The sequence below is a fragment of the Helicobacter canadensis MIT 98-5491 genome (assembly GCF_000162575.1).
GTDB lineage: Bacteria > Campylobacterota > Campylobacteria > Campylobacterales > Helicobacteraceae > Helicobacter_D > Helicobacter_D canadensis.
In genome coordinates, this window is record NZ_CM000776.2 from 724,886 (window position 1) to 742,492 (window position 17,607).

Genomic DNA, 17,607 nt, shown 5'->3' on the forward strand with positions numbered 1-17,607 from the left:
AGTGAAAAATATAGCAATCCTAGTAGGAAATTCTGAATATCAAAATTTAGGTAAATTAGATTTTTGTAAAAAAGATATCAATTCAATACAAAAAATATTAGACTTAAATAAAAAATTTGAAATTCATATTTTTGAAAATTACCAAAGCGAACAACTAAAAAGTGAATTATCAAAAATTATTAGAGAACTTGAAAAATCCAAAATCAATGAGTTGCTATTTTATTACACTGGACACGGGGTATTTAAAGAGCAATTTTATTATTTACCAATTAATTTTACTGATAAGCAATTTGAAACAACGAGTTTATCTAATAATGAACTGGATGATATGCTTAAAAGTTTAGATACGGAAATGGTAATTAAAATAATTGATGCTTGTCAATCAGGGCAACAATATATCAAAGAATCTGACCAAATGTCTGTCAAAAAAAGTTTAACTCAACATTCTTTTAAAAAATGTTATTTTTTCTTTTCTTCTATGAATAATCAATCTTCGATGGGCGATGATAGGGGTAGTTATTTTACAAATGCTATTATAGAATCAATCTTAACGCATAAAACAGATTCTATTCGATACACAGATGTTCAATCCTATATTGTTGATTATTTTAGTAGCAGAAGTGAATCGCAAACACCATTTTTTGTGAATCAATCCAATGCAACTGAAATTTTTCTTGACAAACTTAGATCTATACAAAGTTTTTTTGAAAATAATAATCCCATAATAAATGATGACGAAGGTGTTAATCAAGAAATAGAAAATGACAAGATTGATATAATAGAGAAGCTTAAAGCTTTGTCTAAAAAGTATATATCTAAAGATATGGCGCAAGAAAATATTGAATATATTTTTGATGAAAATAAGCTTAATGATATATTTAACGATGATATAAGATTAATTTATGATATTAAAATTGATAAATGTAATGATTATAATATTATTAGCAATATCAATGAGTTGTATAATGAAATAGAAAAAAATAAAAAAAATCTCTTTATTAATCTTGGATACAAGCAAGAGTCTTATACTACTACGGAATGGGTTCCAAAAAAGAAAAAACCTCAAAATGCTTATGAGGCAATGTTTGGACAACTTCGTATGTCAGAATTATCAGGACATATTAGTTTGTTTAAAAAAGAAGAATATGAAGAAAAAGAGGTTGAGAAATACAGAGATATAGTCAATTCTATTAATGTGACAGATGATATTTTGCCAATAGGTGTTGCTATATCTCTTAATCCCAAAGAAGATATTAGAAACATCAATAAATATGTAATAACTATCATTAATTTTCATAATGATCTTGATATTATTTTTTATAGTAACATAACTAAATATTATAAAAATAATTGGTGTAATTGGGAAAAAATAAATGTTGAAGATTGGATAAAAAGCAAGGTAAGTTTTTGCGATAAAGATAAGATTTTAGAGAAAATACAAATAATTGTAGAAAATTATAATCAAAAAATTAGTGATGATATTTTGAATATTTTAAAACAAGATGATTTAAGAATTAGAGAGTGAATAATAATGCAAAATAACATCATCCTCTACACCACGCAAGATAAAAAGATTAAAGTCGAGCTTTATGAGCTTGGTGATAGTGTGTATTTAAATCAAGAAAGTTTAGCAAAGCTTTTTGACACCTCAAAATCTAGTATAAGTGAGCATATAACAAATATCTTAAAAGATGGGGAATTACAAGAAGATTCAGTTGTTCGGATTTTCCGAATAACTGCAAGTGATAACAAACAATACAATGTAAAATTTTATTCCTTAGAGATGATTTTAGCCATTGGCTTTCGTGTCAGAAGTAAAAGGGGTGTGCAGTTTAGAATCTGGGCTAATGAGCATTTAAAAAACTATTTGCAAAAAGGCTTTTTAATAGATAGTGATAGGCTTAAAAATCCAAATGGAAGAACAGATTATTTCGATGAGCTTTTAGAGCAAATCAGAGATATAAGAGCGAGTGAAAAAAGATTTTATCAAAAGCTAAAAGATTTGTTTGCTTTGTGTGTGGATTATGACTCTAGCGATAAAGCTACGCAAATGTTTTTTGCAAACACACAAAATAAGCTTTTATATGCGGTTACCAAACAAACTGCGGCTGAAATCATAGCTAAAAGAGCAGATTCTAGTAAGCCAAATATGGGGCTTACTAGCTGGAAGGGAAGTGTAGTAAGAAAAGAGGATATTCTTATTGCTAAAAATTATTTGAGCAAAGATGAACTTGATAGCTTAAATCGCTTAGTAAATGTTTTTTTAGAATCAGCAGAACTTAGAGTAAAGGATAATAAAACTCTGACTATGGATTTTTGGAGGGAAAATGTAGATGCTTTGCTTAGCTTTCAAGGTAAGGAAATTTTAAAAGATAATGGATCTATTGCAAAAAAAGCAATGCAAAAAATTGTCTATAAACAATATGAAATTTTTAATGAAAAAAGAAAAGAGGAAGCACGCATAAAAGCTGATCTAGAAGATGAAAAGAATCTAGAAGAAACCTATAAAGCCCTAAAGGAAAGGTAATGGCAAAGGCAAAGCAAACAGCAGACATCAAACAACATTTGCTCTTAAGTGAAATATGCAATGATAAGAGAATGCAACATAAAGGGATATATGAACGCTATGATTTACAAAGCTTTAGTGCAGATATGAGTTTGCAAGAGTATCAAATCGCGAGTGTGCAAAATGCAATGATTGCACTTGATTGTTATATGTGCTACAAAGATTCTGAATATAGACAAAATAGAGGGGCAAAGCTTTATAGAATCTATCAAGAAAAATATAAAGATTTTAGACTAAAAGAATCAGAAATTAATCGTGCATCTTTTTGGATGGCAACAGGTAGTGGCAAAACTATCGTGATGATAAAACTCCTCTCACTTTTGGGTAAAGCTATGCGAGACAAAATAATTTCAAATAAGCCTATCATGCTTTTAGCTCCAAATGATACGATTTTAAAACAATTTAAACACAATATCACAAAATACAATAATTACAATGGGGATTCCCTAAGTGTGAGGGAGCTAAAAGAATATGAGAGCGTGGGTAATACGAGTTTATTGGAAGAAACTATCGTATTTATTGCTAGAAGCGATTTGCTAGATTGCAAAGAAAATGTGGGAAAAGATAAAAATGCAAAAAGACTGGATTACAAAAATTATTGCAATGATTGTGGCTGGTATATTTTGCTTGATGAAGCACACAAAGGGGACAGCAAGGATTCTATAAGAAAATCCTATATTAATGAACTAGCTTGTGGAGACAAACAAAAAGATTATGAGGGATTTTCTAAAGGGTTTATTTTTAATTTTTCTGCAACTTTTAGTGATGAGATTGATTTTTTAACTTGTGCATTTAACTACAATCTAGAAAAGTTTAATCGTGATGGTTATGGCAAAAATATCGCCCTGCTAGATTCTAATCTCAAATCTTTTGGCAACGAAAATGATGAAAATGAGAGAATAACAAGAATCATAGAAGGATTTATACTTTTTAGTGCCATGAAGCAAAGCAAAGAAAAACTATTAGAAAAAGCCAAAAGTCTTGGTGTCGCGGATATAAAATACCACAACCCCCTAATCATTGCCGTATCAGATAAAGTAAACACACAAGATGCAGGAATAAAGCTCTATTTTGAAGCTATATTGCAAATACTCAAAGAAGATAGAGATATACAAGAAATCGCAAACAATCTCTATGAGAAACTACAATATCAAGAACTCTATTTTGCAAAAAATGCTTTAAGTGATGAGTTTAAAGAATGTGTAAAAAATGTAGATTCTAAAAGTGTGAGAAAATACATCTTTTACGCAAGTGAGCCTTCAAGCCTGGAATGCCTTAGAGCAAATGATAAAGAACTAGCCTTTAAGAGTAAAAATGCCAATGAGCCTTTTATGCTCTTAAATATTGGTGAAACCAAAAAGTGGGAAAAAGAGCATTTATTAGAGCTTGGTGTAGAGAGCTTTAAAGATTTGCAAAAGAGTTACTTTAAGGATATTAACAGCACAGATTCAAGTATTAATATTATGCTTGGAAGCAAAGTCTTTAGTGAAGGTTGGGATAGCAATCGTGTGAATCTCATCTATTTTATTAATATTGGTAGCAAAAATGCCAACAAATATGTTTTACAAACTATAGGCAGAGGTGTGAGAATTGAGCCTTTTGCTCATGTGCGAAAAAGAATGCAATATAACCAATTAGAATACGCGACAAAAGAAGCTTTGTCTTCTCTATCTTGTGGTATAGAAACTTTATTTGTTTTAGCAAGTGATACTGAAGCGATCAAATTTATTTTAGGAAAAATTGAAAGCTTTATCACTCAATATCCTATAAAAGGCTTTAAAAAAACAAATATCTTAAGCCCACTCCCTACACCAAAATACAAAGAAATACAATCTAAAGATAAAAACTACAGGATCGACAAAACAGAAGCAAAAAATCTAAGAGCATATATAGAAAGTTTTGATGAAGATGTTTTGGTGCTTAGTAAATGTGTCATTCATAAAGAATGTAGCTATGAAACATTGCAAGAAATACAAAAATTTTTGCACAACAACAGCACAAGGATTCAATCTAGTAATGGGGATATGCAAAAATTTGATAAAAACACAACAATTAGTCGCATTGATAGAATCTTGCATGCAACAAACAGAGAATTACAAGAATTTGTAGATTTGAGTGATGAAATCAATCATTATCAAAAATTTCAAACGACTTTGGGGCAAGACTTCGCAAATGAGATAAGTGAGATTATAAAAAATATACTTAATGCAAAAAGCGAGGAAGAATTAAAAGCTGATTTTGAAAGTGGAAAAATAAATATAGATGAATTTGCAAAAAACCTAAAAAGCAATGCAAAAAAATGCAATATTAAAGACTACGCAATTAGTGCGGAGCTAAAAGAGCATTATTGTAATCCATTAATTTTCTCTAATAAAGATGATAGAAATACAGAAATCAATTTTGCTATTAGCCAAAAGAGTGAAAGAGAATTTTTAAAAGATTTAGAGAAATTTTTACAAACAGATTCCAAAAGACTAGATAAATATGAGTGGTGCTTTAGCAAGATTGTAGAGAATATAGATGATATCTACATCCCATATTTTGATAGTCAGGCACAAAGCAATCGAAAATTTTATCCGGATTTTATTTTTTGGTTTAGAGATAAAGCGACACAAGAATACAAGATTGTTTTTATAGATCCAAAAGGACTTAGTCGAGAAACAAACCCGATAGATAAAATCAAAGGCTTTGAATCTGTGTATGTAAATCAAAAATTCTCTTATAAAAATAAGGAAATTAAAGTATATCTATACTACTACAATAAAACGAATTCTGAATTTAGGGACTATGAAAGTTATAAGAAACCTAGTATTGAAGATATAATGAAAGAAATTTGTGAATAGAATAAAAATAATACTGATTTATTGATTCTGTATTTGTATAAAACAAAAATTAAAAAACAAAAGGAGTTTATAATGTTGCGAGTTATATCAAAGCAATTTAGTATTGTATTAGTTTTTTTGATTGCATTATCTGTGAATGTCTTTGGCAAAGATGTTTATATTATCCACGGCTATAAAAGCACTAGCAATTATGGGTGGTTTAATGCTGTAGCACAAAAACTAAGCAAAGAGGGATATAAAGTCAATATCTTAAATCTGCCTAATGCAGATAAACCTGTGTTAAAAGAATGGCTTGGTGCTATGCAAAAAGAGATTCAAAAGATTGATAGGGATACTTATTTTATCACGCATTCACTAGGTGGCATAGCAACTTTGCATTTTTTAAGTGAAACACTTAAATCACAAGATAAAGGCTTTCAAGTCGGTGGCGTGGTTTTGGTTTCTCCTTTTGATGAAGAGTTAAAAAAATTGCCTATTTTTGGAAGTTTCACGGACAAAAAGCCAAACTACCAAATCCTAAAAAATGTGATTAAAAATCGTGTGGTGATTTCTGCCAAAGATGATGCAATCGTGCCTACTGATTTAAGCTACAAACTTGCCAAATCTTTAGACGCGGATTTTATCCAAACGCAAAAAGGCGGTCATTTTATGGAATCTGAAGGCTACACAGACTTACCACTTGTGATAGAAGTTTTTCAAAATTTCCCTGCAGAATCTAAAAAATAGAGAATCCTTAAGAGCATTTATATTTGCTATAGATTGTGCTACAATACACAAAAGATTTGCAAATTAAAATGACTTATAAAGGAAGAAAAATGAAAAATTTTCTTAAGATATTTTCAATTATTTTGGCATTGATAGCTTTCTTTGGTTGTGAAAAAAAGGAAGAAAAATCTAAAGTTTATGTAGGTATGAATGCGGATTTTGCACCTTTTGAGTATAGAGAAGGGAAGAATATTGTCGGATTTGATGTGGATTTAATGCGAGAAATTGCTAAGATTTCTGGGATTGAAGTTGAGTTTATGGATATTCAATTTGATGGGTTATTGCCTGCATTAGAATTAGGAAAAATTGATATGATTATCTCTGGTATGACAGTAACAGAAAATCGCAAAAAGTTTGTTAATTTTTCTGATTCTTATTTTAATTCTACTCAAGTTATTTTAGTTAATAGCGAAAATCAAAATATTGGAAATTTTTCGGATTTATCAGGAAAAGTAGTTGGAGTTGCACTAGGATTTACAGGAGATTTGGTAGTGAGTAAATTGCCTAATGTATCTGTGCAAAAATTTAATACCGCATCAGATTTGATTTTGGCTTTGAAATCGCACAAGGTGGAAGCGGTTGTTTTGGATTATGAAACTGCAAAAAATTATGCTGCTCATAATCAAGACTTAAAATTAATCCAAAGTGATGCGGCAAATGAGGAATATGCTATTGCGATGAGAAAAGATGAGGTAGAGCTATTACAAAAAGTCAATGAGGCTTTAAAAAAGATCAAAGAAAATGGAACTTATGATGCTTTGATAGCTAAATATTTTGATTAAGGGCTTTGAGAAAATATGCTAGAGTATTTGGAGATATTAAAAGAAGTCTTTATTAATGAAAACCGATATTGGTATTTAGTAGAAGGATTAGGGTTTTCCATTGCCACTACCGCGCTTTCAGCATTAATTGGAATCGCATTGGGTATTTTAATAGCATTAATGCAGCTTTCTACTTGGAAGGTTTTATCTAAACTAGCTTTTGCTTATGTGTATATTATACGCGGAACTCCTGTTGTGGTGCAATTGATGATATGGGCAAATATTGTCTTTGTGGGAGCATTGCGTGATATGCCTATTTTGTTAATTGCTGCCATTGCTTTTGGGATTAATTCTGGGGCTTATGTTGCCGAGATTATTCGTGCAGGAATTGCTGGGCTTGATAAAGGACAAATGGAAGCAGCAAGGGCTTTGGGAATGGGTTATGCCCTATCAATGAAAGAAATTATTATTCCTCAAGCTATTAAGAGAATTTTACCGCCTTTAGTGAGTGAATTTATTGCTTTATTAAAGGAAACTTCAATTGTGGGTTTTATTGGTGGTGTGGATTTACTAAGGGCTGCAAATATTATAACAAGTCAAACTTATCGGGCTATTGAGCCTTTACTTGCAGTGGGAATTATTTATTTAATTTTAACTTCTATTTTTGCGATGTTAATGCGAAAAGTTGAGAAAAGGCTAAAAGAAAGTGATTAAAATAGAGAATTTGCATAAAAAATTTGGAGAAATAGAAGTTTTAAAAGGGATTAATGTAGAAGTTTCTAAAGGGGAAGTAATTGCTATTATTGGACCTTCTGGAAGTGGTAAATCTACCTTTTTGCGATGTATTAATAGAATGGAAGATCCAAGTTGCGGTCAGATCATTATTGATGGGCAAAATATTATGGATAAGTCAGTGGATATTAATCTTGTTCGCCAAAAATTGGGAATGGTTTTTCAGCATTTTAATTTATTCCCCCATAAAAAAGTGATAGAAAATATCACTTTAGCACCAATGAAACTTAAGAAAATTCCAAAAGAAATGGCTTATAAAAAAGCAATAGATTTACTAAACAAGGTTGGCTTGGTTTCCAAAAAAGATGTATATCCAAATAAGCTTTCAGGTGGGCAGAAACAAAGAATCGCTATTGCTAGGGCTTTGGCTATGGAGCCAGAGATTATGCTTTTTGATGAGCCCACTTCTTCTTTAGATCCAGAAATGATTAAAGAAGTGCTAGATGTAATGAAAGATTTGGCAAAAGAGGGTATGACAATGATGATTGTAACTCACGAAATGGGATTTGCCAAAAATGTGGCGAGTCGGATTCTTTTTATGAGCGAGGGTAAAATCATCGAAGATGAATCGCCCAATAAGTTTTTTACTAATCCAAAAAACCAAAGAGTGAAAGATTTCTTGCATAAAGTTTTGGATAAATAATTTATCCTTAGAAACTAACACTAGCTTGACCGCAAGAATCTTATCAATATTTTTGTGTTATTTTTTGGTTTCTTGAATAAGATTCCAAAAATCCTCTTCGCTAATAACTTTTACTCCAAGTTCTTGAGCCTTAGTGAGCTTGGATCCTGCCTCTTCTCCACAGAGTAGAAAATTTGTCTTTTTTGAGACACTACTAGAGACTTTTGCGCCTAGTGATTCTAGAATCTCTTGATACACTTCTCTTTTTTGTGAGAGTGTGCCAGTGATGACAAAGGTTTGATTGCTAAGATTTGCATTGGTGGTGCTTTGATTGCATTTGGGTTGTAGAATCGCTAGGAGATGATTGATTCTTTCTTGATTGACATGGCAAAATTCTACAAGTGAGTTTGCCATTTCTTCCCCAAAGCCATCAAGCACCACAAAATCTTCAAAACTCTTATGATAAAAGTCATTGCCAAAGGTATTTGCAAGTTTTTTACTCGCACCCTCGCCAATATGTTCGATTCCTAAAGCATTAATAAAACGCCATAAATCAATCCCTTTAGCCTGTTTGATAGCATTTAAAAGGTTGTGAATCTTTTTGTCTTTAAATCCTTCTAAGCCTTCTAAATCTTCATATTGAAGTGAAAAAATATCTTCAATTTTGGTAATCTTTCCAAGCTCAAAGAGTAAATCGATAATTCTTTTGCCAAGCCCATCAATATTAAGTGCCTTTTTGCTTATAAAGTGAATAAGCGAGTTTTTTACCCTTGCTTTACAATTTAAATTTTGGCATTTGATGAGTTTTTCTTCAATAAGTAGCTCACTATTGCAAATAGGGCAGTGCGTTGGCATTTTACATTGTTTTTGCGTGCCATCGCGTAAGGTAGGCAGTGATTTAATGATTTTTGGTATCACATCTCCACTGCGAATAAGAATAACAGAATCATTAATTAAAATATCTTTTTTTTTGATTTCATCAAAGTTATGCAAGGTTGCACGGCTAACTTTTGCTCCCTCAATCATCACAGGTTCTAGGATAGCCACAGGGGTAATAACTCCCGTTCTACCAACTTGTAAAACAATGTCTAAAATTTTTGCCTTTTTTTCAATAGCGGGAAATTTGTATGCACAGGCAAAGCGTGGAGCTTTTATGGTAAAGCCTAGAGATTTTTGCAGTGGAATATTATCCACTCTAATCACCATTCCATCAAGTGTAATGGGATAAGAATCACGCTTAGAAATGAGATTTTGATAAGAATCTTCTATTGCTTGTAAGTTTGAGCAGAGCTTAGAGAAAGGTGAAGCTATGAATCCAAAGGAGCGAATTTTCTCCATTAGTGCAAAAAAGCTCTCTTCATTGATTTGACAAAACCCCACACCCCAAGGGATAAATTGTAGTTTGCGTTTTGAAGTGATTTTAGAATCTAATTGCCTTAAGCTTCCAGCGGCTGCATTACGCGGATTTGCAAAAAGTGCTTCCCCATTTTCTAGCCTCTCTTGATTGATAGCTTCAAAATCATCTTTGGCAATCACGCATTCCCCACGGATTTCTATTTTATCAGTATAAGGAATGCTAAGGGGAATGCTAGGAATGGTTTTGGCATTTTGAGTAACTTCTTCTCCGATGAATCCATCCCCTCTTGTGGTAGCTTTTTGCAATATTCCATTTTCATAAAGCAAATTGAGACTAGCACCATCAAATTTGGGATCAATAGTAAAATTTAGATTTTCGTCCTTGCTAACTCTGTTAATCCAATCTTGTAATTCTTGAGTATTAAAAATATCATCCAAGCTCCACATACGCTCTATGTGTTCGGATTTGTTAAAAGATTCTAAAATGCGATCCCCAACTCTTTGGGTTGGAGAATCTTTGGAAATTTGTGTGGGATTGTTTGCTTCAAATTCTTTGATTTGATGATAGAGTGCATCATACTCTTCATCGCTAGCTATGGGATCATCTAAAATATAATAGTGTTTAGCCCATAAATTCAGTGTTTTAATGGCTTCTAAATAAGAATCATAGCTCATAAATTAAGCTTTAATGATTCATTATCCATAATTCCAATTCCCTTATTTAGCGTATCTCTTGCAATTTCTTTGGCAGCATCTAAAGAGTGCATTTTGTAAGTGCCGCATTGCAGTTCATTGGCTTCTGGAATCTCATTAACCTCTAAAATATCTTTCATACTTGCTTCCCAAGCATTTTTCACAGCTTCAGGGCTTGGTTTGCCAATTAAGCTCATATAAAATCCTGTGCGACAACCCATAGGTGAAATATCGATAATTTCAACTTTATCGCTATTTAAATGTTCGCGCATAAACCCCGCAAAAAGATGCTCTAGAGTGTGGATTCCTTCTTGGCTTAGAATCTCCACATTGGGTTTGCAAAAGCGTAAATCAAAGACGCAAATTTCATCACCTTTTGGAGTGTGCATAACTTTGCCTAGTCGCACTGCTGGAGCAGGCATTTTTTTGTGATCAACTTTGAAGCTATCTAAGAGTGGCATAAGTATCCTTTAGAATAAAAATAAATGGCAGAATCTTACAAAAAAAATATTCATAAAAAGTTTAATTAATAGTGCTTTTCTTTAAAAAGTCTAAAATTTTTAAAGTCATACTTGAAATAGGGAGATTTTTGAGTTCTTCTTGGGTAAAAAATTCAATTTTTTGCTGGGTTTGCTGGAGTAGTTCTTGAGATTGCAGTGAGTAGAGATGAAGTGTTAAATTGTATTTGGTATAAGCGTGTTTGAGGATTCCTAGCTTGTTAGTTTGGTGGGATTTGGGAGGTGAGATAAGGGGGAAATTATAAAGGTTATAATAAAGCTTAGTTTGGCTTTTGGTTAAAGCAAATTTGGAATCTTGAATAAAGATTCCAATCTCTAAAGTTTGTTTTAGTAAAGCAGTTTTTTTAGTGGGTGTGTAGAATGTAGGATTTTCTTTGCCTTGGCAAAAGGGCTGGAGTGGGCATTGTGTGCATTTGGGATTTTTAGGAGTGCAGAGAGTAGCGCCAATGTCTAAAAGGGCTTGATTATGATTAAAAGGTTCTTGTGTGTTAAGGATTGTCTTTGCCTTTGATTCAAGGAGTTTTGGGCTAGGGGATTGCAAGGCAAAGAAACGCGTTAAGATTCGTTTGATATTAGAATCAACAAAACTCACTGCTCTATCATAACCAAAACAAGCAATCGCCCCTGCAGTGTAGCGACCAATCCCTGGAAGCTTTTGGAGAGATTCTATATCTTTGGGTAGGATACCTTTATGAGATTCACAACAAATCTTAGCGCATTTTAAGAGATTTCTTGCGCGAGTATAATACCCAAGTCCGCGCCATTGCAATAAAACTTCTTCTTCCTTAGCCTTAGAGAGAGTTTCTAGGGTGGGAAATTTTTCTAAAAAAGGAAAATAAAATCGTTCTAGAATCGTTTTAACTTGGGTTTGTTGTAGCATAATTTCACTTACCAAAACTCTATAAGCACGATTTTTTGAGGTTTTATCACGCCAAGGGAGAGATTTACGCCCTTTTTTTTCATACCATAAAAGAATGCTAGAATGCAAAAGGGGTAAATTCATCGTTAGTTAGAGATTTGGAAGGATTGTTTCTTTGTAGGTTTTTAAAATATTTTTAGAATCTTCAAGGCTAGGCGAGAGAAGTTTGAGAGCTAGAGAATCAGGCATATATTGTTTTTTAATCTCTAAAATTTGCTCGATACAATCGCTGGGAGTTCCAACAATCATTGTTTCAAGTATTTTGTCTTTATTGAAAAATTCAGCCCTAAATTCTTCATAATCGCTTGTTTTGATAATGGATTCAAAGGTTGGATTACTTTCATTAGCCCTAAGCATACATTGTGTGAAAATATCCACGCCCATTTGTGCCTTTTCTTCAGCGACTTCACGATTGTCATCTACATAAAATGCTCTTGTGAGTGTGAATTCGTATTTTTTAGGATGGTTGTTTTTGAAAATTTGATGAATCTGTTGTGCGCGATTTTCTTTCAGTGTTAAGGAGCCAAGGAAATTATACCCTAAAGTGGCTACTTTTTGGAGCGTTTCATCATTATCGCTGGCAACATAAAAAGGAATTAAACCGCGTGGATGAGGGCGGATACTTACATTATTGATTTCAAAAAAATTCCCACTAAAATTAACTTGTTCTTTAAAAAGCAATTGATGCACAATTTGTGCATTTTCTAACATAATTTCGCGGTTATTTTCTGGATTATTTCCTCTATCAATATTAAAGATAGGAAATGCACCTCTTGCAAATCCAAAGAGAAAACGCCCTTTAGAGAGTAGATCAAGTGTTGCAATTTTTTCTGCAATTTGAATGGGATGATAATGTGGGAGTAAAATAGCTGCACTTCCTATTTTGATGTTTTGAGTTTGTGCGAGTGCTGCACTAATTAGAGTTGTAGTGGCTGAACAGAGAGTAAAATTGTTGAAATGATGTTCTCCAATCCAAGCTTCATCTAAACCTAATGAATCGCAATATTTAATTATTTCTAAAGAATTTAAAATGGCTTCTGCTTCATTATTATGCCAATTTTCCATAAGTGTAAAGATTCCACTTCTCAAAAGATGACTCCTTTTTGAATGTATTTTGTTATTTTAACAAAAATATTTGGAATCTTTAGAGAAAAAAGAAATGATTTTTGTTTGAAAGATTGTAGAATCCTTAAGGGTTATTAAGAATTCTACTTTTTTTTTAATTGTCTTCAAGCGTTTTCATATCGATGACATAGCGGAATTTTGCCTTGCCTGTTGTGAGATTTTCATATGCTTCATTGATTTGATTTGCTGCAATAATTTCTGTCTCTGGATAGATTTTGTGTTTTAGCGAAAAATCTAGCATTTCTTGAGTTTCTTTCATACCGCCAATGAGTGAGCCATACACTTTTTTGTGTGCATTAAAAATAAGTCCTTGCGCTCCAATTTTTGGATCCACTTCAGAAGGTGGAAGCCCAACAATTCCCATTTCTCCACCAAGCTTAAGGAGCTTGAGATATGCGGTAATGTCATAAGGCGTAGGAATAGTGGAAATAATAAGATCAAATCGTTCTGTAACAACTTTAGGATCTGTCGTGTCATATAGCTTTGTAGCGCCGAGTTTGAGGGCATCTTGTTCTTTGTTTTTGTTTCTTGCAAAAATAAACACTTCAGCACCCATTTGCTTAGCATATTTAAGTGCCATCATACCAAGCCCACCAAACCCTGCTACAGCGACTTTATCTCCAGCCTTTACCTTGCTAAATTTCAGTGGTGCATACGTAGTAATCCCTGCGCAAAGCAATGGTGCGACCTTTTCAAGTGGGGCATCTTGTGGCACCGTTACAGCAAACTTTTCGCTTACTACAATGTTGTTAGAATATCCACCATAAGTAGGCTCATCATTATGGCAATAATCTTTGCAATCATAAGTAGCGACCATACCGCGTTCGCAATACTGCTCGTTACTTGCCTTACACGCTTCGCATTCCCCACAAGAATTGACCATACAACCAACCCCTGCATAATCTCCGACTTTAAATTTGCTTACCTTGCTACCAACTGCCACAACACGCCCTGCTATTTCGTGTCCTGGCACCATAGGATAGATTCCCTTATGCCACTCACTGCGTGCAGAGTGGATATCGCTATGGCAGATTCCAGCATATAAAATCTCGATTAAAATGTCGCTTTCCCCCAAAGCGTGGCGAGAAAATTCAAAAGGCTTGAAGGTATCATCTTTGTGTTGCACCGCATAACCTTTGGCGGTGATTCTTTTGCCTTCTTTGATTTCATTGAGGTTTGAATCTAATAACATCTCATCTCCTTAGATAAAAAATAAAAATGTAATTATAAAAGATGAGAGTTACTCTAAGTCAAGAGAATCGATTAAAAAATGAATAAAAAACCACTAAACTTTAATGCTATATAGCACTTAGTAGTAAATAAGATTTAAAGGTTTTGATTTTAAAATAGAAATCAATCTTGCGTGACTTATCAAAAACTACTTATTTAAGCTTTTAATGCCTTTTTCCATATAAGTAAGCTCAATAGGTTTTATCTTTATAAATCGTGTTTTGTATTAACCAGCGGAGTTATCCCTAGCCTAAGCTAGAGATAAAAATGAAATTTTAAATTAATTCTACATAGAAGGAATGAAGTTTTTTTTAATTCTTCTTTTATTGCGTTGCATTAACTATATGTTTAAAACTATTTAGATTTTTTGGAGAAGCTTAAGTAGCTATCTCCAAACTAAAACTTACTTGGTAGTTGATTAGAATCTATATTTTACTCCAATGTTACCATTGAGATAAGTTTCATTTTTAGAATCTACTTTACCTGCTAAGATTTGTTTAGCACCAATTCCTGCATTTAAAGATAAAGAATCATTGATAGCGATGTTACCACCAACGATAAGTTGTCCATAAGTTTTCTTTTTCTCAGCAGAAGCGATTCTAAAGCTTGTAGTTGAACCAGCAAATCTACCTACATAATCATCTCCATTATTGATTACATATTGTTCAATTTTTGGAGTGATAAACAAGTAAGATGATTCACTGAAGTATTTTCTACTTTCTAAACCTACTTCTAAGCTTACAGAGTTGTTAGTATTAGATCGAACATGTTGAGCTAAAATACTTCCTTTCTCTGTATAATCAGGTGTATAAGAATAATAGTAATTTGCTCCTGCAAATGGTTTTAAGAACCAGCTATTGCTAAGATCAAATACTTTACCTACATTTGCACTTAATCCAAAGAATTTTTGATCAAAGTCTGAAGTGTTGATACCAGCAATGCTTGTAACATCTTGATCAGTTTTACCTAGTTGTCCATAAGCTTTTAAGTTTAATTCCCAAGTTGGAGCAATTTTAATTTGAGAGTAAATACCCAATTGGAAGTTATCAGAATCTTGTTTTAAGAGTTTGTCTTGTAATTCTGCATTTGCATAAGTGAAATAAACACCCACTAAAATATCATCAGTGATATTTTTATCAGCACCTACGCTAATTCCATATACGCCACCTGATTCTCCATCAATGATATTAGCACCACCAAAAGCATTTGCCCATACTGCTGCATTGTAAGTTTCATAGTATTTATAAGGTGCATCGCTTTGGATAGAAGCAAATCTTTCTTTAGAAAGTGATTGGAAAGGATTGTTAGCTCTTGCGATTCTAGAACCAATTGCCATATCATTAGAAACATTAACCGCAGTCATTGCTGATGAAGAAGCATCTGCAAAGCTTGTAGCACTTCTAGCAGCATCTCTTGTGTCTTTAAAGAATCTTTGGTTAGTAATTACTTGCATTACTTGTTGATTATGAATGTTAGAGCCTGCAATACTAGATAAGATTCCAAGTGATTCACCTGTATTTCCTGAAGCTTTTGCTGCAGAAACGATTGAAGTTAGTTTATTATTCATATCAAATAAAATTCCACCAAAGAGGATATTGTCAGTTCTTATTTTGGTTATTTTTAGAATTTCATCAGCCAATGAATAATCCCCTTGATTAATTTTTGGTGCAAGAGTTTGCAACATAAGGTCTTTAATGTTAGTTTCTGTAGCAGTATTAATTTTCCCAGCATTTTCTGTAAGGTTAGTGTATCTGTAGGTTAAATCTGTCATAGCATCTGCAATGGCTTTAAGTTCAGTAGTAGTAGCATTAAGTTCATTTGTTGCTTCATTAAGAAGTTTTCGATTTGTAGCAATCTTGTCATTTTCGGTATCGATTTGTTTTTGAATTTCTTCTTTTTTTGCCACATCTGTTGCCGCTACAAGTTGATCATTAAGTTTTTTGACTTGTTCTTCTGCTACTTTGATTGTATTTTCTAAACCAACTTTTTGAGAATCTAGCATTCCTTTTTTAGTTTCTAAATTCCATTGTATTGTATTTAATTGTTCTTTTGCTTTTGTGATATAGCCTTGTTCTGTCTTAATGAGACTTGTGGTAATATTTTTAAGGCTTGTTAAATCATCTTTGGCAAAATCTTCACTAAGTTGCCCATTAATATAAAGGGTTTTGCCATCCTCTGAAAGATTGAGTGTATAAGTTACGCCATCTAAAGAGTTGGTGTTTGTAATTTCAACAACAAATGTATAAGGTTTTAAGATAGTTGGTTTAGTAAGCAATGAAGAAATATATTTAAAGTAATAGATTGTTCCTATTTCGTTACTTGTTAGGACATCATTGTTGAATTTATCCGCATGGATAATATTCATTTGTCCAAGTGGTAAGTCAGCACTAAAAAATCCAAATTTACTATTTGTAATATTTGCTTCTTGATTTACATAGATCCCCCAATCTGTAAAATTCCAAGTAGATAATATAGAGTTATAGTAGTCAGGTTGGTTTGAATCAACGCTTGGTAATGTTCCATTTTGGGTAGCAGTTTGTGCCCCCGCATTAAATTGAAAATGACTATTTGCCATAGTTAGATTTTTTTCAACATTAACCTTTCCGAGTTGCAACAAATGAACATCGCTATCATTGCCTAGAAAATTTGCATTACCTTTGATATTTAAATCATGCCCTATGACACTCAATAAAGCATTATTCTGAAATGTGGCATCACCTACAATATTAGAATCTTTATAAATTCCAACTAATGATCCATCAAATATAACTTGCTTAGCATTAATATTAAAAGAAAAAGCTTGACCAGATGGGGATATTCCACCTATGTCTGGGACTGCATTGGAAATTTCATCTGGATAGTATCCGCCAATAGGTTCTGTAATTGTAACTTTGTTAGCAGTTATATCAAGATTCTGAAGGGTGTTTGTTTCTGATCTAATCTGTGTCGCATCAAATCCTAAAGTTAAATCCGCATTAACATTATTAAATTGCCAATTTCCTTTTACATTCTCTTTAAAATTATTTTTAAAAGTTGTGCTATCTATAACAGAAGCAGTAGTGATTGTTTGTATGCTGCTTCCTGTGTTATTTTGATTGCCACTCGCTGCCATAGCACTGCTTGATAAGGCAGCAACTACACCTAAGCTTGTCAAAACTCGACTTGCTGCGATTGAAATTTTCATTCATTCTCCTTAAAATAATAAAATGAGATATTATTATGTCCCCCCCCCCCCCTTATTTTTTGCTTAAAATGAGAAATATTTATGATTTATATTAATTTTAGCTATTGGGATTATAAAAATAGTGTTGGGAGTTTTTTATATTAACTATAGAGTTGTTTGTTTGGGTTTGAGAGAGTTAGATTTATAAGCAGATATTTGTAGGTTTCAGCCCTTTTGAATCGAAAGCCTAATTT

At 32.7% G+C, this 17,607-nt stretch carries 13 protein-coding genes; 7 read left to right on the forward strand and 6 right to left on the reverse strand.

The features are described 5' to 3' along the window. Position 1: 1 nt before the first annotated feature. The 7 genes from HCAN_RS03685 to HCAN_RS03715 all read left to right on the forward strand — a co-directional run bounded on the left by HCAN_RS03685 (position 2) and on the right by HCAN_RS03715 (position 8,370). On the forward strand, positions 2–1,525 hold the full coding sequence (locus HCAN_RS03685) for a caspase family protein (protein WP_006655404.1): 1,524 nt from the start codon (positions 2–4) through the stop codon (positions 1,523–1,525). A gap of 6 nt (positions 1,526–1,531) precedes the next feature. Next, positions 1,532–2,527, forward strand: coding sequence for a virulence RhuM family protein (locus HCAN_RS03690; RefSeq protein WP_006655406.1), 996 nt, complete (start codon positions 1,532–1,534; stop codon positions 2,525–2,527). Then, on the forward strand, positions 2,527–5,409 hold the full coding sequence (locus HCAN_RS03695; RefSeq protein ID WP_006656810.1) for a DEAD/DEAH box helicase family protein: 2,883 nt from the start codon (positions 2,527–2,529) through the stop codon (positions 5,407–5,409). The genes HCAN_RS03690 and HCAN_RS03695 overlap by 1 nt, the downstream gene beginning before the upstream one ends. A 72-nt stretch (positions 5,410–5,481) precedes the next feature. Next, positions 5,482–6,135 (forward strand): RBBP9/YdeN family alpha/beta hydrolase, encoded by a 654-nt coding sequence (locus HCAN_RS03700; protein WP_006656811.1) that lies wholly within the window; start codon positions 5,482–5,484, stop codon positions 6,133–6,135. Positions 6,136–6,224: 89 nt separating this feature from the next. Next, entirely contained in the window at positions 6,225–6,956 is a 732-nt protein-coding gene (locus HCAN_RS03705) for a basic amino acid ABC transporter substrate-binding protein (RefSeq protein WP_006655408.1), read from the forward strand. Between the two features lie 15 nt (positions 6,957–6,971). Further along, positions 6,972–7,649, forward strand: a complete 678-nt coding sequence (locus HCAN_RS03710; RefSeq protein WP_006655409.1) for an amino acid ABC transporter permease — start codon at positions 6,972–6,974, stop codon at positions 7,647–7,649. Further along, positions 7,642–8,370, forward strand: a complete 729-nt coding sequence (locus HCAN_RS03715) for an amino acid ABC transporter ATP-binding protein (protein ID WP_006656812.1) — start codon at positions 7,642–7,644, stop codon at positions 8,368–8,370. The genes HCAN_RS03710 and HCAN_RS03715 overlap by 8 nt, the downstream gene beginning before the upstream one ends. Before the next feature lie 57 nt (positions 8,371–8,427). On the opposite strand, the gene ligA is transcribed toward HCAN_RS03715, so the two are convergent. The 6 genes from ligA to HCAN_RS03745 all read right to left on the reverse strand — a co-directional run bounded on the left by ligA (position 8,428) and on the right by HCAN_RS03745 (position 17,374). Continuing rightward, positions 8,428–10,380: an NAD-dependent DNA ligase LigA gene (gene ligA, locus HCAN_RS03720; RefSeq protein ID WP_006655411.1), complete on the reverse strand. Its 1,953-nt coding sequence runs from the start codon at positions 10,378–10,380 to the stop codon at positions 8,428–8,430. Beyond that, positions 10,377–10,859 (reverse strand): S-ribosylhomocysteine lyase, encoded by a 483-nt coding sequence (gene luxS / locus HCAN_RS03725; RefSeq protein WP_006655412.1) that lies wholly within the window; start codon positions 10,857–10,859, stop codon positions 10,377–10,379. Before luxS ends, ligA begins: the two co-directional genes overlap by 4 nt. Positions 10,860–10,920: 61 nt before the next feature. Beyond that, positions 10,921–11,919, reverse strand: coding sequence for an A/G-specific adenine glycosylase (mutY, locus tag HCAN_RS03730; RefSeq protein WP_006655413.1), 999 nt, complete (start codon positions 11,917–11,919; stop codon positions 10,921–10,923). A gap of 6 nt (positions 11,920–11,925) precedes the next feature. Beyond that, positions 11,926–12,924 carry an LLM class flavin-dependent oxidoreductase gene (locus tag HCAN_RS03735; RefSeq protein ID WP_006655414.1) on the reverse strand — a complete coding sequence of 333 codons (999 nt, stop codon included), beginning with the start codon at positions 12,922–12,924 and terminating at the stop codon, positions 11,926–11,928. 130 nt (positions 12,925–13,054) lie between these two features. After that, a complete protein-coding gene (locus HCAN_RS03740) occupies positions 13,055–14,152 on the reverse strand; it encodes an NAD(P)-dependent alcohol dehydrogenase (protein WP_006655415.1) in 1,098 nt (365 codons plus the stop codon). A 456-nt stretch (positions 14,153–14,608) separates the two neighbouring features. Next, positions 14,609–17,374, reverse strand: coding sequence for an autotransporter family protein (locus HCAN_RS03745; RefSeq protein ID WP_006656813.1), 2,766 nt, complete (start codon positions 17,372–17,374; stop codon positions 14,609–14,611). Between the last annotated feature and the right edge of the window lie 233 nt (positions 17,375–17,607).